At 60.5% G+C, this 23,851-nt stretch carries 22 protein-coding genes and 2 pseudogenes; 3 read left to right on the plus strand and 21 right to left on the minus strand.

All coding sequences use genetic code 11. The features are described from left to right. Positions 1–74: 74 nt before the first annotated feature. Positions 75–1,618: pseudogene (locus tag ACQKP2_RS25375) on the plus strand (electron transfer flavoprotein-ubiquinone oxidoreductase); the annotation flags it as partial. Between the two features lie 192 nt (positions 1,619–1,810). Here the strand turns inward: ACQKP2_RS25375 and ACQKP2_RS25380 are convergent. The 6 genes from ACQKP2_RS25380 to ACQKP2_RS25405 all read right to left on the minus strand — a co-directional run bounded on the left by ACQKP2_RS25380 (position 1,811) and on the right by ACQKP2_RS25405 (position 7,650). Further along, positions 1,811–2,614, minus strand: a complete 804-nt coding sequence (locus ACQKP2_RS25380; protein ID WP_427580468.1) for an IclR family transcriptional regulator — start codon at positions 2,612–2,614, stop codon at positions 1,811–1,813. Between the two features lie 60 nt (positions 2,615–2,674). Next, positions 2,675–3,985, minus strand: a complete 1,311-nt coding sequence (locus ACQKP2_RS25385) for an MFS transporter (RefSeq protein WP_427580470.1) — start codon at positions 3,983–3,985, stop codon at positions 2,675–2,677. Between the two features lie 169 nt (positions 3,986–4,154). Continuing rightward, entirely contained in the window at positions 4,155–5,303 is a 1,149-nt protein-coding gene (dgoD, locus tag ACQKP2_RS25390) for a galactonate dehydratase (protein WP_427580472.1), read from the minus strand. Between the two features lie 48 nt (positions 5,304–5,351). After that, positions 5,352–5,972: a 2-dehydro-3-deoxy-6-phosphogalactonate aldolase gene (locus ACQKP2_RS25395; protein ID WP_427580474.1), complete on the minus strand. Its 621-nt coding sequence runs from the start codon at positions 5,970–5,972 to the stop codon at positions 5,352–5,354. A 19-nt stretch (positions 5,973–5,991) separates the two neighbouring features. Continuing rightward, a complete protein-coding gene (locus ACQKP2_RS25400) occupies positions 5,992–6,984 on the minus strand; it encodes a 2-dehydro-3-deoxygalactonokinase (protein WP_427580476.1) in 993 nt (330 codons plus the stop codon). Between the two features lie 183 nt (positions 6,985–7,167). Then, positions 7,168–7,650: an N-acetyltransferase family protein gene (locus ACQKP2_RS25405; RefSeq protein ID WP_427580478.1), complete on the minus strand. Its 483-nt coding sequence runs from the start codon at positions 7,648–7,650 to the stop codon at positions 7,168–7,170. Between the two features lie 307 nt (positions 7,651–7,957). Between ACQKP2_RS25405 and ACQKP2_RS25410 the strand changes: the two genes are divergently transcribed. Both ACQKP2_RS25410 and ACQKP2_RS25415 read left to right on the plus strand, forming a co-directional pair. Beyond that, positions 7,958–9,163, plus strand: coding sequence for an MFS transporter (locus ACQKP2_RS25410; RefSeq protein ID WP_427580479.1), 1,206 nt, complete (start codon positions 7,958–7,960; stop codon positions 9,161–9,163). Positions 9,164–9,247: 84 nt separating this feature from the next. After that, positions 9,248–9,574 (plus strand): hypothetical protein, encoded by a 327-nt coding sequence (locus tag ACQKP2_RS25415; RefSeq protein ID WP_427580481.1) that lies wholly within the window; start codon positions 9,248–9,250, stop codon positions 9,572–9,574. A gap of 146 nt (positions 9,575–9,720) precedes the next feature. Here the strand turns inward: ACQKP2_RS25415 and ACQKP2_RS25420 are convergent, their stop codons facing one another. The 15 genes and pseudogenes from ACQKP2_RS25420 to acpP all read right to left on the minus strand — a co-directional run bounded on the left by ACQKP2_RS25420 (position 9,721) and on the right by acpP (position 23,850). Continuing rightward, positions 9,721–10,650 carry a PfkB family carbohydrate kinase gene (locus tag ACQKP2_RS25420; RefSeq protein WP_427580482.1) on the minus strand — a complete coding sequence of 310 codons (930 nt, stop codon included), beginning with the start codon at positions 10,648–10,650 and terminating at the stop codon, positions 9,721–9,723. Next, positions 10,643–12,109 (minus strand): purine-cytosine permease family protein, encoded by a 1,467-nt coding sequence (locus tag ACQKP2_RS25425; RefSeq protein WP_427580484.1) that lies wholly within the window; start codon positions 12,107–12,109, stop codon positions 10,643–10,645. The genes ACQKP2_RS25420 and ACQKP2_RS25425 overlap by 8 nt, the downstream gene beginning before the upstream one ends. Before the next feature lie 183 nt (positions 12,110–12,292). Further along, on the minus strand, positions 12,293–13,291 hold the full coding sequence (locus tag ACQKP2_RS25430; RefSeq protein WP_427580486.1) for an ADP-ribosylglycohydrolase family protein: 999 nt from the start codon (positions 13,289–13,291) through the stop codon (positions 12,293–12,295). Next, entirely contained in the window at positions 13,288–14,001 is a 714-nt protein-coding gene (locus tag ACQKP2_RS25435; protein WP_427580487.1) for a GntR family transcriptional regulator, read from the minus strand. The genes ACQKP2_RS25430 and ACQKP2_RS25435 overlap by 4 nt, the downstream gene beginning before the upstream one ends. Before the next feature lie 200 nt (positions 14,002–14,201). Next, entirely contained in the window at positions 14,202–14,762 is a 561-nt protein-coding gene (locus ACQKP2_RS25440) for a DUF1285 domain-containing protein (RefSeq protein ID WP_427580489.1), read from the minus strand. A gap of 14 nt (positions 14,763–14,776) precedes the next feature. Continuing rightward, positions 14,777–15,385 (minus strand): DUF4823 domain-containing protein, encoded by a 609-nt coding sequence (locus tag ACQKP2_RS25445; protein ID WP_427580490.1) that lies wholly within the window; start codon positions 15,383–15,385, stop codon positions 14,777–14,779. Positions 15,386–15,553: 168 nt separating this feature from the next. Then, positions 15,554–16,522, minus strand: coding sequence for a GTP 3',8-cyclase MoaA (locus tag ACQKP2_RS25450; RefSeq protein ID WP_427580492.1), 969 nt, complete (start codon positions 16,520–16,522; stop codon positions 15,554–15,556). Positions 16,523–16,661: 139 nt separating this feature from the next. Continuing rightward, positions 16,662–17,299 (minus strand): annotated as a pseudogene (locus tag ACQKP2_RS25455) (TetR/AcrR family transcriptional regulator). A gap of 342 nt (positions 17,300–17,641) precedes the next feature. Then, on the minus strand, positions 17,642–18,427 hold the full coding sequence (locus ACQKP2_RS25460) for a TatD family hydrolase (RefSeq protein ID WP_427580494.1): 786 nt from the start codon (positions 18,425–18,427) through the stop codon (positions 17,642–17,644). A 140-nt stretch (positions 18,428–18,567) separates the two neighbouring features. Then, entirely contained in the window at positions 18,568–19,554 is a 987-nt protein-coding gene (locus ACQKP2_RS25465) for a DNA polymerase III subunit delta' (protein ID WP_427580496.1), read from the minus strand. Continuing rightward, entirely contained in the window at positions 19,547–20,179 is a 633-nt protein-coding gene (tmk, locus tag ACQKP2_RS25470; protein ID WP_427580498.1) for a dTMP kinase, read from the minus strand. The genes ACQKP2_RS25465 and tmk overlap by 8 nt, the downstream gene beginning before the upstream one ends. Before the next feature lie 19 nt (positions 20,180–20,198). Further along, a complete protein-coding gene (gene mltG, locus ACQKP2_RS25475; protein WP_427580500.1) occupies positions 20,199–21,440 on the minus strand; it encodes an endolytic transglycosylase MltG in 1,242 nt (413 codons plus the stop codon). A gap of 3 nt (positions 21,441–21,443) precedes the next feature. Continuing rightward, the gene (pabC, locus tag ACQKP2_RS25480) at positions 21,444–22,259 is read right to left on the minus strand and encodes an aminodeoxychorismate lyase (RefSeq protein WP_427580502.1); all 816 of its coding nucleotides are present in this window, start codon (positions 22,257–22,259) and stop codon (positions 21,444–21,446) included. Continuing rightward, positions 22,259–23,503 carry a beta-ketoacyl-ACP synthase II gene (gene fabF, locus ACQKP2_RS25485; RefSeq protein WP_427580503.1) on the minus strand — a complete coding sequence of 415 codons (1,245 nt, stop codon included), beginning with the start codon at positions 23,501–23,503 and terminating at the stop codon, positions 22,259–22,261. The genes pabC and fabF overlap by 1 nt, the downstream gene beginning before the upstream one ends. A 110-nt stretch (positions 23,504–23,613) precedes the next feature. After that, complete coding sequence (gene acpP, locus ACQKP2_RS25490) at positions 23,614–23,850, minus strand: acyl carrier protein (RefSeq protein WP_427580505.1); 237 nt, start codon at positions 23,848–23,850, stop codon at positions 23,614–23,616. Position 23,851: the final 1 nt, after the last annotated feature.

Raw genomic sequence — 23,851 nt, forward strand, 5'->3', positions numbered from 1 at the left:
CTGTCGGTCTTCGCCATCACCAACAAGGCCGGTACACCCATTGTGGGCATGCTGGTGTTGCTGGCCGCACAGACATGGTTGAAAAAGGCTCGGAAGTCGGTGCTCACATCCTGTCCGGTGCCGTGTTCGAACCACGCGCCCTGAACGAACTGTTCCCGGACTGGAAAGAACTCGGCGCGCCGCTGAACACGCCAGTGACCCGCGATGACATCTTCGTGCTGAAGAACGCTGAAAGCGCGCAGAAAATCCCTGACTTCTTTGTGCCCAAGACCATGCACAACGAAGGCAACTACATCATTTCCCTGGGCAACCTGTGCCGCTGGCTGGCTCAACAGGCCGAGAACCTGGGCGTGGAAATCTACCCAGGCTTCGCCGCCCAGGAAGCGCTGTTCGACGAGAACGGCGTGGTCCGCGGGATCATCACCGGTGACATGGGCGTTGACCGCGAAGGCAACCCTAAAGAAGGCATGTACACCCCAGGCATGGAACTGCGCGGCAAGTACACGCTGTTCGCCGAAGGCTGCCGTGGCCACATCGGCAAGCAACTGATCAAGCGTTTCAAGCTCGACAGCGATGCCGACGCCCAGCACTACGGCATCGGCCTGAAGGAAATCTGGGAAGTCGACCCGGCCAAGCATCAGCCAGGCCTGGTGGTGCACACCGCCGGTTGGCCGATGGACATCATGGGCACCGAGAACACCGGTGGCTCCTTCCTCTATCACCTGGAAAACAACCAGGTGGTCGTTGGTCTGATCGTCGACCTGTCCACAGCAACACCTTCCTGTCGCCGTTCGACGAATTCCAGCGCCTCAAGCACCACCCGGTGCTCAAGCAGTACCTGGAAGGTGGCAAACGCATCAGCTACGGCGCCCGCGCCATCTGCAAGGGCGGCCTGAATTCGCTGCCGAAAATGGTTTTCAAGGGCGGCGCACTGATCGGTTGCGACTTGGGCACCCTGAACTTCGCCAAGATCAAGGGCAGCCACACCGCGATGAAGTCCGGCATGCTGGCCGCCGAATCCGTGGCCGACGCACTGTTTGCCGACAAGGACGGCACTGAAGAGCTGACCACTTACGTCGACGCGTTCAAGAAGAGCTGGCTCTACGAAGAGCTGTTCGCCAGCCGCAACTTCGGTCCGGCGATCCACAAGTTCGGCGCCATCGTCGGCGGCGGCTTCAACTGGCTGGATCAGAACATCTTCGGTGGCAAACTGCCGTTCACCCTGCACGATACCAAGCCGGATTACGCTTGCCTGAAGCTGGCGGCCGACTGCAAGAAGATTGACTACCCGAAACCCGACGGCAAGATCAGCTTCGACAAACTGAGCTCGGTGTTCATCTCCGGTACCAACCATGAAGAAGAACAACCGTGCCACCTGCGGCTGACCGACCCGAGCATCCCGCTGGCCAAGAACCTGCCGCTGTACGACGAACCGGCCCAACGCTATTGCCCGGCCGGCGTGTATGAAGTGGTGACCAAGGAAGATGGCGAGAAGCGCTTCCAGATCAACGCCCAGAACTGCGTTCACTGCAAGACCTGCGACATCAAGGACCCTGCACAGAACATCACCTGGGTGACGCCGGAAGGTTCCGGCGGCCCGACTTACCCGAACATGTAAGTCGAACGCCCGAACAAGGAGGCTCCCGAACGGGGGCCTTTTTGTTGCCTGCGATTTATGAAAATGCACATCTTCCTGTAGGAGCGAGCATGCTCGCGATGGTCCTCAACGATCACGCGGGGAACCAGATGCCCCGCGGTGCCCCGTCTACCATCGCGAACATGCTCGCTCCTACAGAGAGGGCTTTGCAGGTCAGTTTTTTGCGCCAAGCTCCGCCGACAAGCGCGCCGCAACGCCTTTGATCAGGGGAATCAACTCGGCCATTTTCTCCAGCGGCATGTACGGCACGGTACTGGCAATACTGATGCCGGCAACGATGCGCTGGCTCGCATCGCGAACCGGTGCCGCCACGCAGCGGATCGAGGGTTCGTTGTCCTCCAGGTCGAAGGCGTAGCCGCCGGCCACGTACTCGACCATGCGCCGCTCGAACTGCTCCCAGGACTGCTCCGGATGCTGCGGCCAGAACTGGTTTTTCCCACCCGCTGGCAGGCTGACTTCATACAGCCGTTGCCACTCTTTTGGTGTGTCGTCGAGCATCAGCGCCTTGCCGATTCCGGTGCGCGCCAATGGCATGCGATGCCCAACCCGAGAGCGCATCTCCGGGCCGTTGCGACCCGGATTCTTGTGCAGGTACAGCACCTCGTCGCCTTCGCGGATGGCCAGGTGAATGGTGTCGCCGGTCAAGGCCGACAACTCATCCAGGTAAGGCCCGGCCAGGGTCGCAAGCGGTAACTCCTCACGCGCCTGAAACCCCAGCTCGATCAGCTTGGGGCCCAACAGATAGCCGACTTGCGGGACGACGCGCAGATAACGTTCCTCCACCAGGCAACTGGCCAGGCGATGAGTGGTGCTGCGCGTGGTGCCGATCAGCCCGGCGATGGCCTTCAGATCGCGGGCGCCACTGGCCACGGCCTGGACCACACCCAGACCGCGAAGCAGTGTCTGTGTACCGGTCGGCGCGGCGTCCTTGGCGTTTTTTTGGGCGTCTTCCTGCATATCCAGCCTTTACCGTTGAGCGAGTGAACGGGCGGCATTATGGTCGCCCTCCCGCTGCGACTACAACTTGATACGCTCGACCTTGCCCACCAGCAACACGTAGGAAAGCGCGCCCATCAACGCCAGAACCGAGATGTAGGTAATCGCTGGCGCAAAGGACTCACCATTGGCGAGGAAGCCGATGACGATTGGCGTGGCAATGGCCGACAGGTTGCCGATGAAGTTGAACACGCCGCCGGTCAGCCCGAGCAACCGTGCCGGGGCCAGGGTGGAGACCAGCGACCAGGTGATCGACGCCAGGCCATTGCCGAAAAAGGCCAGGGCGAGGAAGGCAATCACCAGCGGCGTCGACTCAACAAAGTTCGCGCCGATGATCGAGGTGGAGATCAGCAGTCCGCTGATGATCGGCAACTTGCGGGCGAATCCGACGGTACAACCACGACGAATCAGGAAATCCGAGAAGAATCCCGAGCACAGCACGCCGATAAAGGCCGCCAGAAACGGCAACGACGCCAGCAAACCGGACTTGATGAAATCCATGCCGCGGTACTTCACCAGGTAAGTCGGGAACCACGTCAGGAAAAACCACAACGTCGAGTTGAGGCAAAACTGTCCGAGGTAGATCCCCCAGAGCTTGCGCTTGCTCAGAACAATGCCGAGGTCAGCCCAACTGAATTTGGCCTTGACGTTACGTTGCTCGGACTGGATATCCACCAACCCGCCGCCTTCGCGGATCAGATCGATTTCGGCGTCGTTGGCGCCCTTGAAATCCCGTGGTTCGCGATACACCGCGTACCAGATCACGGCCCAGAGAATGCCCACCGCACCCGTGGTGACAAACACCATGTGCCAGCCGAACTCATGTTGCAGCCAGGCCAATACCGGCGTCAGAAACGCCAGGCCGACGAACTGCCCGGAGGTATAGAAACCAATGGCCGTGGCGCGCTCGCGCTCCGGAAACCAGGTTGTCACCACGCGGCTGTTGATCGGATACGCCGGTGCTTCCAGGGCACCGACCGCCATGCGCAGTACGAACAGTGCGATGAAACTGGCAGCGAAACCCAGCATCACCGTGGCCGCCGACCACAGCAACAGCGCAATGCTGTAGAGAATTCGCGGTGGCACCCTGTCCACCAGCCAGCCGCCGGGGATCTGCATGGCCGCGTAGGTCCAGCCGAAGGCGGAGAAAATCAGGCCGACGTGAATCGGATCGATGGCCAGGTCGCTGGTTAGCGCCGGCGCGGCAATCGACAGGTTACTGCGATCCAGGTAGTTGATCACCACGGTGATGAACAGCAAGACCATGATGAAAAAACGCTTGCGGCTGGGCGTGACCAAAGACGCCTGCCCGGTGAGGGTTTGCGGTTGCATGGGGTGTGCCTCTTCTTATGGTTATTGAGGTCGTTTTGAAGCTTCGCACTGCCTCTGTGGGAGCGAGCCTGCTCGCGATGGCGGTGTGTCAGGCAACATCAATGCTGGATGGGCCACCTTCATCGCGAGCAGGCTCGCTCCCACAGGGGATCAATTGGGTATCAGGCACTCACCACTCGGCAAAGCTGCCATCGGCGTGGCGCCAGATCGGGTTGCGCCAGCGGTGGCCGACCGCCGCGCGTTCGATCACGTACTCTTCGTTGATCTCGATGCCCAGGCCTGGACCATTCGGGATTTTCACGAAGCCTTTGTCGTAATCGAACACCCGCGCGTCCTTGACGTAATCGAGCAAGTCGTTGCTTTCGTTGTAATGGATGCCCAGGCTCTGCTCCTGGATGAATGCGTTGTAGCAAGCCGCGTCCAGTTGCAGGCACGCCGCCAGGGCAATCGGACCCAGCGGACAATGCAACGCCAGCGCCACGTCATAGGCTTCGGCCATGTTGGCGATCTTGCGGGTTTCGGTGATGCCGCCGGCATGGGACGCATCGGGCTGGATGATGTCGACATAGCCTTCACTGAGTACACGCTTGAAGTCCCAACGCGAGAACAGCCGCTCACCGAGGGCAATCGGCGTGCTGGTCAGCGGCGCCAGCTCCTTCAATGCTTCGTAGTTTTCGCTCAGGACCGGTTCTTCGATGAACATCAACTTGTAGGGGTCGAGTTCTTTCATCAGCACCTTGGCCATCGGCTTGTGTACCCGGCCATGGAAGTCCACGCCGATCCCGACGTTCGGTCCCACCGCATCACGCACCGCGGCGACGTTGGCCAGGGCCTGGTCGACTTTTTCGAAGGTGTCGAGAAATTGCAGTTCTTCGGTGCCGTTCATTTTCACGGCGGTGAAACCACGGCTGACTGCTTCTTTCGCCGCCCGCGCGGTGTCGGCCGGCCGGTCACCGCCAATCCACGAATACACGCGAATCTTGTCGCGCACCTGACCACCCAGCAGATCGCTGACCGACACGCCCAACGCCTTGCCCTTGATGTCCCACAACGCCTGGTCGATGCCGGCCAGGGCGCTCATGTGGATCGCGCCGCCACGGTAGAAGCCGCCGCGGTACAACACGGTCCAGATGTCTTCGATATTGCGCGGGTCCTTGCCGATGAGGTAGTCGGACAATTCTTCAACGGCGGCGGCCACGGTGTGCGCTCGACCTTCGACCACCGGTTCGCCCCAGCCTGTCACGCCCTCGTCGGTCTCGACCTTGAGGAAGCACCAGCGCGGAGGAACGATGAAGGTGGTCAGTTTGGTGATTTTCATCTGAGGGTCTCTCTTGTTGGATGCAGCGCTCGCAGCGCCAAAAAAGTCTTAGCGAAGGGTTTTCCAGGCGGCGACGTAGGCCTGCGCATTGGCCGCCACTTGCTGCGCGGTCATGCCCGGCTTGAACAGACCGGAACCGAGGCCGAAGCCCTTGACGCCAGCATCGATAAATACCTGCATGTTGTCCGGGGTGATGCCGCCGACCGGCACCAGCAGGGTTCCGGCGGGCAGCACCGCCAGCCACGCCTTGGCGACTGCCGGCCCCATTTGCTCGGCTGGAAACATCTTCAGGACGTCTGCGCCTTCGGCCAGCGCCGCAAAGGCTTCGGTCGGCGTGGCGACACCGGGAGACAGGTACAGCCCGGCCGCTTTTGCCGCGCGCAACACCTTGGCATCGCTGTGCGGCATGACGATGACTTGGCCGCCTGCCGCTTTCACCTGCTCGACCTGCTCGGGGGTCAGCACCGTACCCGCCCCGATCAGACAATCGGCAGGCAAGGTGCTGCGCAAAATGCGGATGCTTTCGTACGGTTCAGGGGAATTGAGCGGCACCTCGATGACGCGAAATCCGGCCGCATACAGAACCTCTCCGATGGCAGCTGCTTCTTGTGGGCGCAGGCCGCGCAGGATCGCGATCAGACCGTTTTGCGCCAGTGCTTGTTTGAGCATGTCGGGACTCCACTCAGGGTTAACGGGATGGGGCAGGCGAAATCAGCCCGGCGGCCAGCGCCAACTGCCACAGCCCACGCTCGGTGGCCTGCTCGGCCAGGGTCACCCGGGCAAAACCGCAGGCGTCGAGCGCCCGGCTGTAGCGGCTGCATAAATGGCTGTTGCCGATCAGGATGATCGAGGGCAATTGTCCATCGTTGCGCCGGCGTCGCTGGACGTTGGCAAGCGCTGACAATTCGTGGCCAATCAACAGGCCGGACAGATAATCGGGTTGCGCCGAGGCGGCGAGTTCACCGGTCAGTCCCAGGCTGCGGGCGCTGAACAAGGTCGACAGCAGGCCCATTTCGCCCTCCGCCGACAACGCCACCTGCACGCCGCGATCAAAGGACTGGCCGTCGAACGCCCCACCGCGTTGCTGGGTGCGCCCCAGAATGCTGTGCTCGCTGAGTACGGCGAAGACTTCACCGGTCATGAAGGTGTCGAAATGCTCGATGCAGCCATCGGCCACTTGCACCCATTTGGAGTGGCTACCCGGAAGACCGATCAACACATCGGTGCCCGCCTCGCCCGCCAGGCTGTGCAAGACACCGAGCACCTGGGTTTCTTCGCCGCGCATCACATTGGGCAGGCGCGAACGTTGAATCACACCCGGCACGATATGCACGTCGACACCGCGAAGGCTGCGGACGATTTGCAGGGAGGTTCCGAGGTTGGCGACGTTCGCCGGCGTCTCGCAATAAGCCGCTTCACGCCAACCCTGGGCGCTGCCCACCATGCCGCAGGCAATCACCGGCAAGCCGGGTTGGGCGTCGAGCCAGTCACCGCAGGCCTCATCGAAAGCCAGCTCGAAACCATCGGTGCACGGCTGACCGCCGATGACCTTCGGCGCCTTGGGCAACTGCATGATCCCCGACGACAGCGAGCGCTGTTCGAGCACCTGGCCACCCGCGGCAAGTTTGTAAGCTCGTAATGAGGTCGTCCCCCAATCGAGGGCGATCAATTGCGCCAGCATCGCTTCACCTGTTCTGTTCTTGGCAGTGAGTGAGCGGGACTATAAACCTTGGCGCCACAAAATCTCAATATATAAATATCAATCCCATATATTGAGACGAGAACAAAAAAAGATCACAGCCTCCGGCAGCGCCTGCAGGTGTGTCTGCAGGCGCTGCCGGAGGCTGTGATCTTTCAGGGGCGATTAATGACCTTCGGCGAACTCTCGCAAGACCTTTCCATCCATGCGATAGCGAACCCATTCTTCCTGTGGCTGGGCGCCCAGGGACTTGTAGAACTCAATGGCCGGCGTGTTCCATTCCAGCACGCTCCATTCAAAACGACCGCAATCATTGGCACAGGCGATTTTTGCCAGATGACGCAGCAAGGTTTTGCCGGCGCCGCCGCCGCGCTGTTCCGGCGTGATGTAAAGGTCCTCCAGGTACAGGCAGTTGCTGCCCAGCCATGTGGAGTAACTGAAGAAGAACACTGCAAAACCGATTGCCACCCCCTCGCGCAAGCAGATCAGACCGTGGGCAGTGGCACCTTCGCTGAATAGGCTGCGCTCGATGTCGGCAACGCTGGCTATGACTTCATGGCGGGCACGTTCGTAGTCGGCCAGTTCAGTGATGAACGCGAGAATTTGCGGAGCATCACTGGGAGTCGCCGGGCGGATTTCAATCGTCATGGACGTGCCTTGTCGGAAATGGAAAACGCCATACTATGTCGGCGCACGGGCCATGGCGAGGGGGCTCGCCGATCGCCACGCCCCCTGTGTAGGAGCGAGCACGCTCGCGATGGTCGTCAACGATAACGCTGGGTATCTGACATCCCGCGGTGCCCCATCGTTCATCGCGAGCTTGCTCGCTCCTACAGGGGGGCGGGGTGTTACTCCGGCCAGCGCTAACCCTGGCATCGCGAACCTCGGACCTAACACAGACGCCCGACGTGGTAGATAGGGGCCCTGCGCATTTATCTGGTCAAGGAACCGTTTCATGTCTACCGCAACACCTCCCGTTTCCGGCAAGTTATTCGGCCTGTTCTGCCTGGCCAGCTACCTGCTCTCGCTGTCCTACGGCTCGACCTTTTTGCTGTCGCTGCTGATCGGCTCGCGCGGAGGTAACGAACACGATGCCGGCAGCGTGATCTCGGCGGCGATGCTCAGCACCTTTGCCGCGGTGATAGTGTCCGGTCACCTGTCCGACCTGCTCGGCGCTGCCCGTTCGGTGGCACTGTTCGGCATCTTGCTGGTGGCCGCCAGCCTGGGCTTTGCATTGACGCCGGGCTTCGGTCAGCTGCTGCTGTTTTTCGGTTTGCTGTTGGGTTTGGGCTGGGGCGTGTTCTACACCCTCGGGCCGATCATCGTCGCGAGCCTGGTCACCCCGGCACAACGCGCCAAATACTTTGCCTTGCTCTCAGGCAGCATGATGACCGGCATCGGCAGCGGCCCGTTGCTGGGGCGTGCTGCGAGCGCCTTGGGCTATCCGGTTACGGCAGCGTTCTATCTCGCCGCGCTGGCCAGCCTGGTCGGTGTGCTGCTGTTCTGGCGGCTGGATCGCCAATTGAAAAATGCCTCGGTGCAATCCACGGTCGTGTCGAGGATTTCCTGGGGGGCGGCGGCACAGGTGCTGTCATCCAGGGCGGTGCTGCCGATCATCATGGTTGGCCTCGGCGGCTGTGTGTTCGGTGGTCTGTCGAGTTTCCAGACCAGTTACGCGGCGGCTCGCTCACTTGACTATTCGCTGTTTTTCCTTGGATTCATGAGTGCGGCGATCAGCAGTCGCATGCTGATCGCCGGCATCGTGGTCAAGCGCGATCCGTTGCGCGCGTCGTGCCTGTTGTCAGGCTTGATGCTGGGCTCGATCCTGATGTTCGGCTTCGTGGTCGACGACGGCTTGAGCTACGTGCTGGCCGCGGTGATGCTCGGGGTTGGTTACGGGCTGACCTATTCAGTGATCAATGGCCTGGCTGCCAATGAGGCACCCAATGGCACCACCGCCCAATCCCTGCTGCTGTTCAGCCTGTCGTACTTCATCGGCGTCTTCGGCTTCCCGCTGCTGGCCGGGAAAATCATCGTCGAACAAGGAATGTCGGTCCTGCTGCTCACCGTGCTGGCGGTCGCCGCGCTCAACTGGCTGATTACTGTGGGTCGCCTGGTCTGGCGCCGGATTTCCACGGCCAGGGCCTTGCAACAGGCCTGAACCATTCGTCGTTCACCAGGCACCTATTCGAAACGGGGGCGGACCAACATCAGGTGAGGACTCTCATTCAATGGAGACACCACCATGATCACGCCCAGGTTGACCGCCCTCGCCCTCGCCGCCCTGCTGTCCCCGCTCGCCGTCGCGGCGAACACGGCGTCCGGCACCGGCCCGACCAATCCGGTCGAGAAGCCCCGTGCCCCCGCCATCCAGAGCGCCCCGGGCATGAACACCGACGGTGCGGCCGTCGACAACAACCTGCCGCCCTCGACCGGAACCGATCCACGGACTCAAGGCAACGACAGGGGCCGTCAGGGCGGCGTGAACCTGCCCGACCGCAAGGCCACCGACAATACCGGCTCGAAAACCATCACCGGTGGCTCGGGCGCCGAAGGAGGAACAAGCCAATAGTTGCCGCACCACCTGGCCATTCTGAGCAATGCAGGTGAGTACCGGACTGATGGGAAGGCCCTATCGCGAGCAGGCTCGCTCCCACAAAGGCGTTGTGTTGTTAACAGGTCCAGTGTGGGAGCGAGCCTGCTCGCGATGGCATTCGATCAGACGCCGAAAGTCTTGCGGATCAACTCATCCACCTCGGCAGTGCCCGGCGAGGTCGCCGGCCCCCAACGTGTCACTGCCAGCGCCGCTGCCGCGTTGGCCCGACGCGCGGCGTCGAACGCCGACAGCCCTTGCGCCAATCCCGCCACAAACACGCCGGCATGGGCATCGCCAGCGCCGTTGCTGTCCACCGCCTCAACCTTGAATCCCGGCACATGCCGACATTGCGAGCCTTGGCTGATCCAGCAGCCCTGCGGCCCATCACGCACTACCAGCAGGACCTTGTCCGGCAAATGCCTGGTCATGCGCTCCAGCGCTTGTGCGATGTCCGTTGCGCCGGTGAACCGCAGTGCCTCGACGGCGTTGCTGGTCCACAGATCGATACGCGGCAGCAGCGCCTGCATCAAGGGTGCGTCCGGTGAGTCCACCAACGGCCCAGGATCGAACACTACCTTGACGCCATCCGGCAGCTTCAGCACCCAGTCCACCAGTACTTGCGCCTTGCCCGCATGCAGCAGGCTGTAGCCGCTGACGCAGACAAAATCACCCACCTCCACTGAAGCGCCGGCAAGGTCCTCGACGCTCAGCTCGCCCTCGGCACCGATATGGGACACAAAACTGCGTTCGGCAGAGGCATCGGTGATCGCCACGCACAAACCGGTATCGCGTTCGGCGGGCCGGGCAATGCCGATTCGAATGCCTTCGGCCTTCATCGCCTCACGGGCCAGATCGCCAAAACGCCCGGTGCCGTGGCGGCCCAGGTAGACCACCGGCAAGCCGTTGCGCCGGGCGGCGGCCATCACGTTAAAACCGCCGCCGGCCTCGAAACTCGCCGATTGCGCCAGCACGTCGCCACCCGCTTTCGGCAATTGGTCCACGGCCATGACCAGATCGATGATGACCTGGCCGGTATACAGCATTTTAGGCATGGGCATTCTCGGTCAGCGCGGCACGACGATCCTTCGCCCCGCCCAGTACAAGGTAAATGCCACCGGCAACCACGAAGGTCACGATCCAGCCAAGGCCGTTGTGCCCCAGCCACGAATCGGACAGATAGCCTTTGAACCAGACATTTTCCGCCGTTGTGCCAATGGTGGTGAAACTGAAACCGAGCACGATCGCCACCGCCCAGGCACCGAACGCACGCCACTCGATGCCACCGCGATACCAGTAGGCACTGCTCGGGCTGACATCCAGCAGATCCTTGGGGCTGTAGTAGTGACGGTGAATCAGGTCGACCACGAAAATCCCTACCCACGCGGTGATCGGCACCGCCAGCAGGGAAATGAACGTGATGAACGGGCCATAGAAACTGTCGGCAATCAGCATGAAGTAGATGGAGCCGGCGAAGATCGCGACGATGTCCACCACCACGGCATAGACACGCTTGACCTTCAGGCCGAGGGTCAGGGTGGTCAGGCCGGCGGAGTAGACCGACAGGTTGTTCGACAGCAGCAAGCCACCGAACGCCGTGATCAGGTAGGGCACGGCCATCCAGGTCGGCAGCATGTCGCGAATGGCGATGATCGGGTCAGTGGCCTGGGCCAGATCATTGTTGCCCACCGACAGCAGGCCGCCGAGGGTAATCAACAGCACCAACGGAATCCCCGCGCCGAACGCCGCAGACGCCACCAGGCGCACGGCCTTGACGCTGCGGTGCTGATAACGCGACATGTCGGCACCGGCATTGGCCCAACCGATCCCGGTACCAGCGGCCATGGTGCCAATGCCGATGATCATTGCGCTCATCGGCGCGGGCGTAGCGTTGAACACCGCGCTCCAGTCGATAGTGGCGCAGAGGAAGCCGCCGACAAGAATGTTCAGCGCACCGAATACATAGGTCGCCCATTTCTGGATCACCAGCAAGGTGGCATGACCCAGGCCGGAAACGGACAACGTCAACAGCACGAAAATCGCGATGAACACCAGGGTCAGCACTGGAGCGCTCTTGGCCTCCACCGGTGAGCCGAACAGGATCGAGCACAGCGACAACAGCACGAATGCGGCGGTGGTGGTGTTGACCGTTTCCCAGCCCAGTCGCGACATCAACGACACCAGCGTCGGACCGATGTTGCCCCGCACGCCGAAGATGGCACGCGACAGGGTCAGGCTCGGCGCGCGGCCACGACGACCGGCAATGGAGATGATCCCGACCACCGCGAAAGAACCGGCGGCGCCAAGAATCGCCACGATGATCGCCTGCCAGATCGCCAGGCCGCGAAACGCCACAAGCGTCGCGCCCAGCGGCAGGCCGAGAATGGAGATGTTGGCGGCGAACCAGACCCAGAACAGCTGCAACGGATGCCCCTTGCACTCGCCCTCCGGCACCGGTTCGATACCGCGGGTTTCCAGTTGCCCGGCGTTCTGCCCGGTGCTCGATGAACTCATGAAAATGCTCCTGTTGCCTTTATTGTGGTTGTGGGCAAATCAGATATTTGGCTTGCGCAGCCCCCTGTAGGAGCGAGCATGCTCGCGATGGACTTGAGAACGACGCGGGGTATCAGTAACCCAGTGTTATCGTTGACGTCCATCGCGAGCATGCTCGCTCCTACAGGGGAAGGGTCAGCCAGGTCAACGCAACGCGAGCAGCCCTTCTACCAAAGGCTCCAGCTCCAGGCCATTGACCTGCTTGACCTTGTCGATCATATCGACAGGCCAGCTTTCAAGACCCAGGCACGCACCCAACATCGCACCGAGTATCGCCGCGATGGTGTCGGTGTCGCCGCCAAGACCTGCGGCCATGCACAGCGCATCGAAGGCGTTCATTTCACCAATGGCCACCTGTTCGGCCAGGGCAAACGACACCACGACAGATTCCTGAGAAGCCACCGACGTACCGATCACGTCGTACAGCCAATCGGCAAGTTTCGCTTTGTCGCTGTCGATGCTGATGCTGCGCGCCCACTCGATGCGCGAAGCGATGCGCCCACCGGCAACCCAGTGGCCATGACTTTCCGCTTGCAGGGCGACTTGCTGACCCAGGCTCAATGCCTGTCCCAAGTCCAGGCCATTGATACCGGCCGAGACCACCGCCGCTACCGCCGCGGCACTGGCGATACCCAGCGTGGTGTTGTGCGTGACCTGACAGGCCTGTACGACCGCCTCGATGAAGCGGTCGGGATCAGCCACATCCGCGGCAATCCCGACCGGCGTGATGCGCATTGCCGCGCCGTTGGTCGTACCGTAACGCCCCGCCTCTTGCGGTGAATGACCGGCCAGAATCATCTCGATCGCGCGCTTGGTCGAAGGGCCAAGCAAGTCTTGCGAACCCTTGGCCTGCATCTCGGCTTCCCACTCGATCAACCGTTGGGCGAGCTGTGCCGGCTCGATCCGGCCCTTGCCTTCAATCAACAACCGACCGACCAGGATCGCCTGTTCGGTGTCATCGGTGATCGAGCCTTTGGGCATGTTGGCGGCAATCGGCTGCAGCGGTCCGGCGTCCTGCAAGTCGATGATTTCACCAAAACGCGCCTTGATCTCGGCGCGGCTGAGCGACTGGGTGGGCATGCCCAGCGCATCGCCAAGGGCCAGGCCGTAGAAAGCGCCCAAGGCTCGATTGCGGGGGGTCATTTCGAGTTTCCAAATTGCAGGTGCAGGCGAAAATGCACAGGGTCAAGCAGGCTTTCCACTTGTTCCATGAAGCGGTCTTGCCGGTCGTAGGTGGTGCGCAAGGCCTTGAGGAACACCGTACCGACCGGGCGCCCGAGCAGTTCGGCGTCTTCGGCGTTCAACGGCTCGGCGCCGATCCATTGATCGCCGCGCTCACCGATATAGCCATAGGCGGCCAGGGTGATGGTCAGGGAGTTGTCGATCAAACCGACCCGCGGCAAGCCTTCCAGGCCTCCGGTTGCGGGCATCAATGAGCGTTCGAGGGAAACCAGCGTGCCGTCGTTGGAACGGCGGCGGCGGTCGAGGGTAATGAATTGGTCAGTGCCGAAGCGTGACAGCAGGTCGGGACGGGTCACCGCCTCCAGCCGCAGCACTTCAGTATTGACCAGCGCGCCGCTATCGGCCAGGGCCTGGGCCCAGCCATTGCGCTGGTCGAGCACCACACCGTCGAATGTGACAATGGAGCCCACCCCGCTTTGCGTCGCGATGTAATTGCGCCGTTTCAATTCGGCCAGGGCTTCACGCAACGTACCTCGGCTGACTTTGAATTCTTGAGCCAACTGATGCTCGCCCGGCAAATGAAAGCCGTCTTCCAGCAGACCGCTTTCAATACGCCGGATGAGTTCGTCGACCACCCTTTTTTTCTTGTCGAATCGTACCTGTCTAATCATGTACAAATTGAACCTGAAACACTTCGAAACGAGCAAGGGAAATTTGAGGGAGTGGATGGATGGGATGAAGATTGGCCTTAATGGCCTTAATGGCCTTAATGATCTTAATGACGTCTTCGCGGGCAAGCCTCGCTCCTACAGCGAAGGCGCCATTAAAGCCAATACAAATTCAGAAGTGGGATCGAACTCCGCATCACCTGTCAGGGTTCAAGACCGATGCGAAAAAACTCGCCGCCACTCCAAACACCCAGCCAGCGCTGCCCTTCGATCTCGCGACTCACCGCCAGCTCCACCAGTTGATAGAACACGTTGCGGTGAATCAGCGCTTCGAGGTTGCTGCGCACATGCACGTAAGGCGCCGGTTCTTGCGTCGCGGGATCGATCAGCACACGAATCGGATGTTCAGCACCTGCCTCGGCAGTTTCATCGACGTTGGTTGTGAAGCGCAGGACTTGTGCCTCGCCCTCGCCTTCCACCTCCAGCGCAATCGCCACGAAGGGTGCGTCGTCGACCTTGATACCGACCTTCTCGACCGGAGTGATGAGGAAGTAATCATCGCCATCGCGGCGAATAATCGTGGAGAACAGCTTGACCATCGGCTTGCGTCCGATGGGCGTGCCCAGGTAGTACCAGGTGCCATCGCGGGCGATGCGCATATCGATGTCGCCGCAGAAATCGGGGTTCCACAAGTGGACCGGAGGCAATCCCTGGGTTTTGGGGATTTGTCCCAACAGGTCGTTGGCTTTTTGCGGGCCACTCATGGCGATCTCCCGGTTTACTGGTCGCTGAGTCCCAACAGGCTGCGAGCGTATTGCTCCAGCGGCGGGCCCATCAGGTCTTCTGGTTTTTTGTCATGGAACGTCAGCAAACCGCCACGACTGTTGATGCGTGCAGTATCGATCAAATACTGGGTGCTGGTCTCGATCAACATGATCTGAATCACACCGGAGTCGATGCCGAGGCGATCCAGGGCTTCCTGATCCAGCCATTCATCCGAGTTGCCGATACGGTCATCGGACTTGGCAAAACGGGTATAGAGCAAGTAATGGGCTCCGGCGGCACGGGCTTCGCTCATCGCCTGGTCAAGACCTTCCGGCGTGCGTGCACGGCGCACCATCGGGAAATATTCGACAAAACCGTCGAAAGCGACTTCAGCGATCACATTGGGGCGCGGATACACGGCACTGCCCGGTGGCATGAAGGCACCTTGGGCGATGTAGACGAACGAGTCCGGTTGAATGCGCAGGTTGTTCACGCGACGGCTGTCGCTGTGATCCAACAGACCTGCGTCGCTCATATGGTAGCGAGTCCCTTCGGCCATATCGCTGACATTCATGCAGCCGCCAAGGGCCAAAACGGCCAGCAGCAAAACCAGGCTACGCATCCTATCCTCCAGAGGCCGGTGACGGAAAACCGGCGAATGGCCGTGGGATGCAGCTTCCGCGCCAGCTCCTGAACGTGGCTGACGATAGATCGCCATCGCGAGCAAGCTCGCTCCCCCAAGGCATTGGGTAAACCTTGTGGGAGCGAGCCCGCTCGCGATAGGGCCGGATCAGCCGCCGATAATCTTCATCACGGTCGCGCCACCGGAAAATGCCACTTCCTGCTTGTCCGCCAACGCCTTGACCAGCAGTCGCTGCAAGGCCGGCAGCGCTTGATGACGCGGCTTGTCCAGCAGATCGCCGACATAGTGGCGATTGCTCGATGACAGGCAGCCATGCAGCCAGCCCGTGGAAGAAAGACGCAAGCGCGAACAGGTGCGACAGAAGGGAACGCTCTCATTGGCGATCACGCCGAAATATCCATGACCCGGGATTTCGTAGCGAACCGCCGTCGCGTCTATCGGCGCATTCGCCTGCAAATACTCGTAGCGTTCGCCGATCAGGCTCAGCAACTGCTGGAGACTGACGAACTGTTGCACAAAGGCGTTGGAGTCGCTGGCCAGGTGCCCCATGCGCATCAACTCGATGAAGCGCAGCTCATAGCCACGCTTCAGGCAGTAATCGAGCAGCGGCATCACCTGATCAAGGTTCTGGCCGCGCAACGGCACCATGTTGACCTTGATCTTCATACCCGCAGCACGAGCCTGCTCCATGCCATCGAGCACGGTTGCCAGATCGCCGCCGCGGGCAATGCCGCGGAATGCACTGGGGTCCAGGGTGTCAAGGGAAACATTGATGCGTCGAATGCCGGCATTGACCAGCAAAGGCAGTTTTTTCGCCAGCAATTGACCGTTGGTGGTCAGGCTGATGTCTTCCAGCCCCATCTGCCCGACCGCGGTCATGAAGGTTTCGAGTTTCGGGCTGACCAGCGGTTCGCCACCCGTGATGCGCAAACGCTCGATGCCTGCCGCTTCGATCAGATAGGCCACACCGCGCGCCATGGATTCGGCCGACAACTCATCCTGGGCAGCCACTAGCCGCTTGCCGTTGGGCACGCAGTAAGTACAGGCGTAATTGCAGGCTGAAGTCAGGCTGACACGCAAATTGCGAAAACGCCTGCCTTGACGATCAACGATCATGGTCACTCCGGCGAAAGAATATTCGGGCCGCTGAAACTTGACTCACAAATCAAGTTTTAGCAAGCCCTATGCCTGAGTATATTCCTGTAGCACTGCGCCATGGTGTGAATATCATGGCGCTATAAGGCAACTGAATGGCTCAGCTGCTCGGGGTGTCGGTGTCGCGCTTGCGCTTGTTGCCCATGCGAACGCCGATGTCCATCAGGAACTGGAAGAAGCCTTCCTGATCTTCCAGCACATTGCTCCAGAACGGCGAGTGATACAGCGCTACCGCACCATGTACCAGCGCCCACGAGGCACAGTAGTGGAAGTAAGGCGGCACGTCTTCGAGCTTGCCTTCACTGATGCGGCCCTTGATCAGCAGAGTCAGGCGTTCAAAGTTCGAGGCACGTATCTTGTGCAGTTCCTCGATCATCTCCGGCACCTGATTGCCCTTGACCACCTTTTCCTCCAGGCGATCGAACAAGCGATAGCGCTGCGGATCGCGCATGCGGAATTCGAAATACGCGCGCGACAGGGCTTCCTTGTCCTTGTCGACGTCGGCAGAGTGCAACAGCGCATTCAAATCGCGCTCGTAATCGAGCATCAGGCGCAGATAGATCTCGGCCTTGGACTTGAAGTGCTTGTAGATCGTGCCTTTGCCGATACCGACAGCATCAGCAATCATCTCGACGGTGACACTGTCTTCACCTTGTTCGAGGAACAGCTGAGCGCGGTATCGAGAATTTCTTGCTCGCGGCGACGAAACTCACGGACCTTACGAGGTTCTTTGTGCATAAGAAAAGGTCTGTAGGGGTCAAAATTCGAAGCCGCGTATTATGCCTAAATTGCGCAAAAATGCACGGATCATCCAACCATACCTGTGTTTCTTGATGATTTCCTGCAAGGTCGCCAGTTGATGAGAACTCTTCTGAAGCGCCCGTATTCCAAATTTGTTTAAAAACCGACACAGACAAACTGGACTGAGCGAAATACTGATCAATACTTGAACTGTCGGCGGGGCATCTCCCCCAAGTGTCACGCCGATATTGGTACCAACGGACCGCGTACCATTGTTTTACTCCTAATGGTCTTAACCCGGATTCACCCCCCAGAACCCGGGTTTTTTTTGCCTGCAATTCAGCCTTTTACATGCGCCAAAGGAAACAGCCGCTTGAAGTTTTCGGTGGTTTGCGCAGCGAATCGCTCGTAAGGCTCACCACGCAACATTGCCAGAAATTCCGCTACCTCACGCACATACTGCGGCAGGTTCGGCTTGCCCCGGTAGGGAATCGGCGCCAGGTAAGGCGAATCGGTTTCCACCAGCAACCGGTCGGCCGGTACCTTGCTCGCCACATCGCGCAACGCGTCGGCATTGCGGAACGTGACAATACCGGACAGGGAAATGTAATAGCCCATATCCAGCGCGGCCTTGGCCATCTCCCAGTCTTCCGTAAAGCAATGCAGAACACCGGCCTGAGGCAGTGCCGCTTCACGCAGCAAATTCAAGGTATCGGCACGTGCGCCACGGGTATGGATGATCACGGGCTTGCCGGTCTGCCGTGCCGCCTGCAGGTGCAATCGGAAGGATTGCTGCTGCAACTGTGCCGCTTCAGGTTCGTAGTGGTAATCCAGACCGGTTTCGCCGATCGCCACCACGCGAGGATGATTGAGCTCCTGCAACAGCCAATCCAGCGCAGGCGCCTCGCCCGGCTGCAGATCCAAAGGGTGCACGCCGACCGAACAGTCGACATCGTCATAGCGTTCGGCCAGGGCTTTGACGTCAGCGGCATTATCGGCGCTGACACCGATACACAGAAAATGCCCTACCCCGCGCTGGCGGGCCGCATCCAGAGCGGCATCCAGGGAGCCGTCATGGGCGGCGAGGTCGAGTCGGTCTAGGTGGCAATGGGAATCTACGAGCATAAAGGGGCTGCAACTTACATCGTTTGAGTGGGACGGCCGGAGTTCAATGCTCCGGCCAAACGGGTTCTATTTGACTGAGTAAAGCACGGACTTGCCCCTGGAAGCTGCACGGCCGATGCGCAGCATCCAGGGCCGGACGCTCATCGCTGGGCGGGCAAGGATGCCCACTGGACCAGCAAGGCTTCCAGCAGCAACACTCGGTTCAGGTTGGCTTTGCTCAGCACCTTCTGACGCTGGGCAAGAATCCAGTCCTGAATATTCAAGACCTTGTCCTGGGCGGTTTTCTGCGCCAGGTATTGAATGACCTTGCGCATGTCCGTCAGGCCAAGCCCTTCTTCATCCTGGGTCAGCTGATAACGAAGGATCAGACCGGACCAATCGCAGAACCAGTCGAACAGCAGCAACAAGGGAATCGCATTCCAGCCTTCGGCCAGCTGCGTCGGCGACTGTTGCTGCTTGAGCAATTTCTTCACGCCATCGACCACTTGCGCACGCTGTTCGCGTACGCCCTGGGCATGCAGGTTGACGGCAGCCAATGGCGAACCCGCCGCCAGGGTCAGCAGTTCCCCACGCTCCTCTTGCGAACAGTCCGGCAATGCGCCGGCCAGCCACGCCAGGCTCATGGCTTCGCTCGGCAACGGGCACGCCTGCTGTACACAACGACTCTTGATGGTCGGCAGCAGACGACTGGGCTGGTGGCTGACCAGCAGCAGCACGGTATCGCCGGAAGGTTCCTCCAGGCTTTTGAGCAAGGCGTTGGCGGCATTGATGTTCATCGACTCGACCGGCTCGATCAACACCACTTTGCGCCCGCCCAATTGCGCAGTCTGCACCACGAAGCTCACCAGATCCCGGACCTGATCGACCTTGATCGCCTTGTCCGCCTCCTCCGGTTCCAGAACGTAGTTGTCGGGGTGACTGCCGGCCTTGAGCAGCAGGCAGGACTTGCATTCGCCACAGGCACCGACAGGAGTCGGGTGCTGGCACAGCAAGCTGGCCATCAACCGCTCGGCCAGAGCCCGCTTGCCGATTCCTGCCGGGCCGTGCAGCAAATAAGCGTGAGCGTGCTGCGCACGACCGGCCAGTTGCTGCCAGAGGCTGTCTTGCCAGGGATAGGCTTCAGCCACGGGCCAACTCCAGCAGCCGTGGCAACAAGGCGTCCACACATTGCTGGACCTGTGCCAGTGGCTGCGCGGCATCAATCAGCACATAACGCGCCGGCTGCGCGGCAGCACGTTTGAGAAAGGCGTTGCGTACGGCCTCGAAAAAATCCCGACCTTCCAGCTCGAAGCGATCCAGGCGCCCACGGGCACTGGCGCGGGCCATCCCGACCTCTACCGGCAAGTCGAAAACCAGCGTCAAGTCAGGGCACAAATCGCCCTGAACAAAGGTTTCCAGCGTCGCGATGCGATCCAGCGACAATCCGCGACCGCCACCCTGGTAGGCGTAGGTCGAATCGGTAAAACGATCACACAACACCACGGCGCCACGGGCCAGCGCCGGACGAATGACCTCCGCCAGGTGCTGGGCGCGCGCAGCAAACACCAGCAACAGTTCGGTGTCCGGGTTCATCACTTCGTCAACGGGTGCCAACAGCAACTCGCGAATGCGCTCGGCCAATGGCGTTCCACCGGGTTCGCGGGTCAGCACCACCTCGATACCGGCAGCGCGCAGACGCTCGGCCAGGTATTCGCGATTGGTGCTCTTGCCGGCGCCTTCCGGGCCTTCAAGCGTAATAAACAAGCCAGTCACAGGCAGTCCTTAATCAGATTCATTGCGCGCCTTGCGGTGCAGCGACTTCCGGCGTCGGGGCCGGAGCGGGCTCAGGTGCCGGTTGTTGCGGTTGTTCCGACGGCAAAGACTCGGGAGCCGTATCGGGTGACGCAGGCGGGATCGGTGCCTGATCCTGTTCAGCCTGGGTTTGCGCAGCTGGAGCCTTTGAAGTCTCGGACTGCGCAGCCGGCGTTTGCGCTTCGCTGGCCGGAGCGGGGCTTGAACGGTAATCGGCACGTCGCTTGAGCTGGAACTCCCGTACGGCGTTGTTATGGGCGTCCAGATCATCGGAGAACACATGGCTGCCATCGCCACGCGCCACGAAGTAAAGGCTGTTGCCCGCCACCGGGTTCAATGCCGCATGGATCGCTTCGCGACCGACCATCGAAATCGGCGTCGGCGGCAGGCCGGCAATCACATAGGTGTTGTAAGGCGTCGGTTCCTTGAGATGGGCGCGAGTCAATTTGCCGCTGTAACGATCGCCCAGCCCATAGATCACCGTCGGGTCGGTTTGCAGCAACATGCCGATTGCCATACGCCGCACGAATACGCCGGCAATCTGCCCGCGTTCCTGTGGCACACCGGTCTCTTTCTCCACCAGCGAGGCCATGATCAGAGCCTGATAAGGTTCGGTGTACGGCGCGTCGACCGAGCGCTGATCCCATTCCTTGGCCAGGACCTCGTCAAGCCGATCGTAGGCTGTTTTCAGCAGTTCGGCGTCGGTCATGCCACGCACGAAACGATAGGTGTCGGGGAAGAATCGCCCCTCCGGGAAAATACCGGCATGCCCAAGCTTGTCCATGACCTGGCTATCGCTCAATCCGGCCAGGGTATGGTCGAGCTTTTCCTCTTTGGCCAGCGCTGCACGAACCTGATGGAAATTCCAGCCTTCGACCAGGGTCACGCTGTACTGCACCATTTCCCCACGCTTCCACAGGTCGATCAGACCTTCGACAGTCATGCCGGGGAGCATGCGGTATTCGCCGCTGTGCAGCGGCTGTTTGGGCAAGTTGAAGCGCCAGTACACCCGCAGCCAGAAGGCATCCTTGATGACGCCATCGGCCTCGAGTCGCAAAAAGGTGCGATTCGGCGTAGTGCCCTTGGGCACTTCCAGCAGTTTTTCCTGGGTAATGTTCAGTGGCTGTACCAACGCCGAGTGAACCTTCCAGGCGCAGGTGCCCAACATCAGCCCCGCCAGAACCAGTCCGGTTTCCAGCAGCAGCAAGAATTTACGTCTCACGTATCAAGCATCCAGTAGCGCGCGGGCAATGGTTTGGAGTTTACGGGTGAGCGGCCCAACCGGCCAGCTCAGTGCGGCATAGGCATGCACCGGCCAAACGCCATAAACGCTGTTGCAGAGAAAGACTTCATCGGCCGATTGCAGTTGTTCAAGCGTTATATCAGTGATTTGCGTGGGGATGCCCAGCGCGTCGGCCTGATACAGCAGCTCGGCACGCATCACGCCGGCCACGCCGCAGCGCTTGAGATCAGCCGTGACCAGCACGCCCTCTCGAACGAGAAAAAGATTACTGAACACACCTTCAATCACGCGATCGGCCTGATCGAGCATCAAGCCTTCGGCATGTTCGGTGTCTTGCCATTCGGAGCGGGCAATGACCTGCTCCAGACGATTGAGGTGCTTGAGCCCGGCGAGCAGTGGCTGATGGGATAACCGCGTCACGCAGGGAAACAAACGCACACCGCGCTCGCCGTGAACGGCCGGATAAGCCGCAGGTGGGTTACCCAGCAGAATTCGTCGGGCCGGGGCCGAAGGATCAGGGGCATAGCCGCGCAGTCCGTCACCGCGCGTAAGAACCAGTTTGAGCACGCCGCTACCCAATGCAGCGGCGTAGGCCAGCACTTCACTACGAATCAGGTCCGGATCGCTGTTGATCGAAAGACGCGAACTGCCTTGCGCCAGACGTGCCAGATGACGATCCAGCAATGACGGCCGCCCGTCTCGTACGGCGATGGTCTCGAACAGACCATCGCCGTAGGCCAGGCCGCGATCCTTCAGCGACAACGCGTCAGCCGGCTGACCGTCGACCCAGCTGTCCATCAGCCAGCGAACCGACGGAATACCAGCGAGCCGTTGGTTCCGCCAAAACCGAAGGAGTTGGACAGGACCACATCGATATCCATATTGCGCGCGGTATGCGGCACAAAATCGAGATCGCAGCCTTCATCCGGCTCGTCAAGGTTGATGGTCGGTGGCGCAACCTGGCTGTTGATCGCCAGGACACTGAAGATCGCCTCGACCGCGCCGGCGGCCCCCAGCAAGTGACCGGTCATGGACTTGGTCGAACTGACGGCCAGATTGTAGGCGTGTTCGCCAAATACCGACTTGATCGCGTTGGCTTCGGCAAGATCGCCAGCGGGGGTCGAAGTACCGTGGGCGTTGATGTATTGCACTTGATCACCGTTGATCCTGGCATCGCGCAGGGCATTGGTCATGCAACGTGCGGCACCTGCGCCATCGGCCGGTGGCGAGGTCATGTGGTAGGCGTCACCACTGGTACCGAAGCCGATCAGTTCGGCATAGATGGTCGCACCCCGGGCCTTGGCGTGCTCCAGTTCTTCCAGAACCAGCGCACCGGCACCATCGGACAGCACGAAGCCGTCACGGCCCTTGTCCCAGGGACGACTGGCGCGGGTCGGCTCGTCGTTGCGGGTCGACAATGCACGAGAGGCACCGAAACCGCCCATGCCCAAGCCGCAGGCCGCCATTTCGGCACCACCGGCAATCATCACATCGGCTTCGTCATACATGATGTTGCGGGCGGCCATGCCAATGCAGTGCGTACCGGTGGTACATGCCGTAGCAATGGCGTAGTTGGGTCCCTGCGCACCCAGATGGATGGACAGGAAACCGGAAATCATATTGATGATCGAGCCTGGCACGAAAAACGGCGAAATCCGGCGTGGACCCGTCTCATGCAGGGTGCGACTGGTTTCTTCGATGTTGGTCAGACCGCCAATGCCCGAGCCCATGGCCACGCCGATGCGCTCACGGTTGGCGTCGGTGACTTCCAGACCGGCATTGCGTACTGCCTGAAACCCTGCGGCCAGTCCGTACTGGATGAACAGGTCCAGTTTGCGGGCTTCCTTGACCGACAGGTACTCCTCGACATTGAAGCCCTTTACCGAGCCGCCAAAACGGGTGGAATAGGCAGAAAGGTCGGTGTGTTCGATCAGACCAATGCCACTGCGGCCAGCCAGAATGCCCTGCCAGCTGCTTGGCACATCGGTACCCAGTGGCGACAACATACCCATACCGGTGACTACGACGCGTCTACGCGACACAGCACTCTCCTTTTTTTCAAATGACGACTTTGCATCGGGCCTAAAGAAAAAACCGCACGCCAGGATGGCAGTGCGGTTTTTCCATGACAGCGAGCAACGATTACAAACTATTAACCCTGGTGGGCGTTAATGTAGTCGATTGCTGCTTGAACAGTAGTGATCTTCTCGGCTTCTTCGTCAGGGATTTCGGTCTCGAATTCCTCTTCCAGAGCCATCACCAGCTCAACGGTGTCAAGGGAGTCGGCACCCAGGTCTTCAACGAAGGAAGCGGTGTTGACCACTTCTTCTTCTTTATGTAATCGAAGCCGCCCTTGCCGTCGAAATTGCAGCACACACCGTAGGTGTATT

It is taken from the genome of Pseudomonas sp. NPDC089569 (assembly GCF_050280625.1).
Taxonomy (GTDB): Bacteria; Pseudomonadota; Gammaproteobacteria; order Pseudomonadales; family Pseudomonadaceae; genus Aquipseudomonas.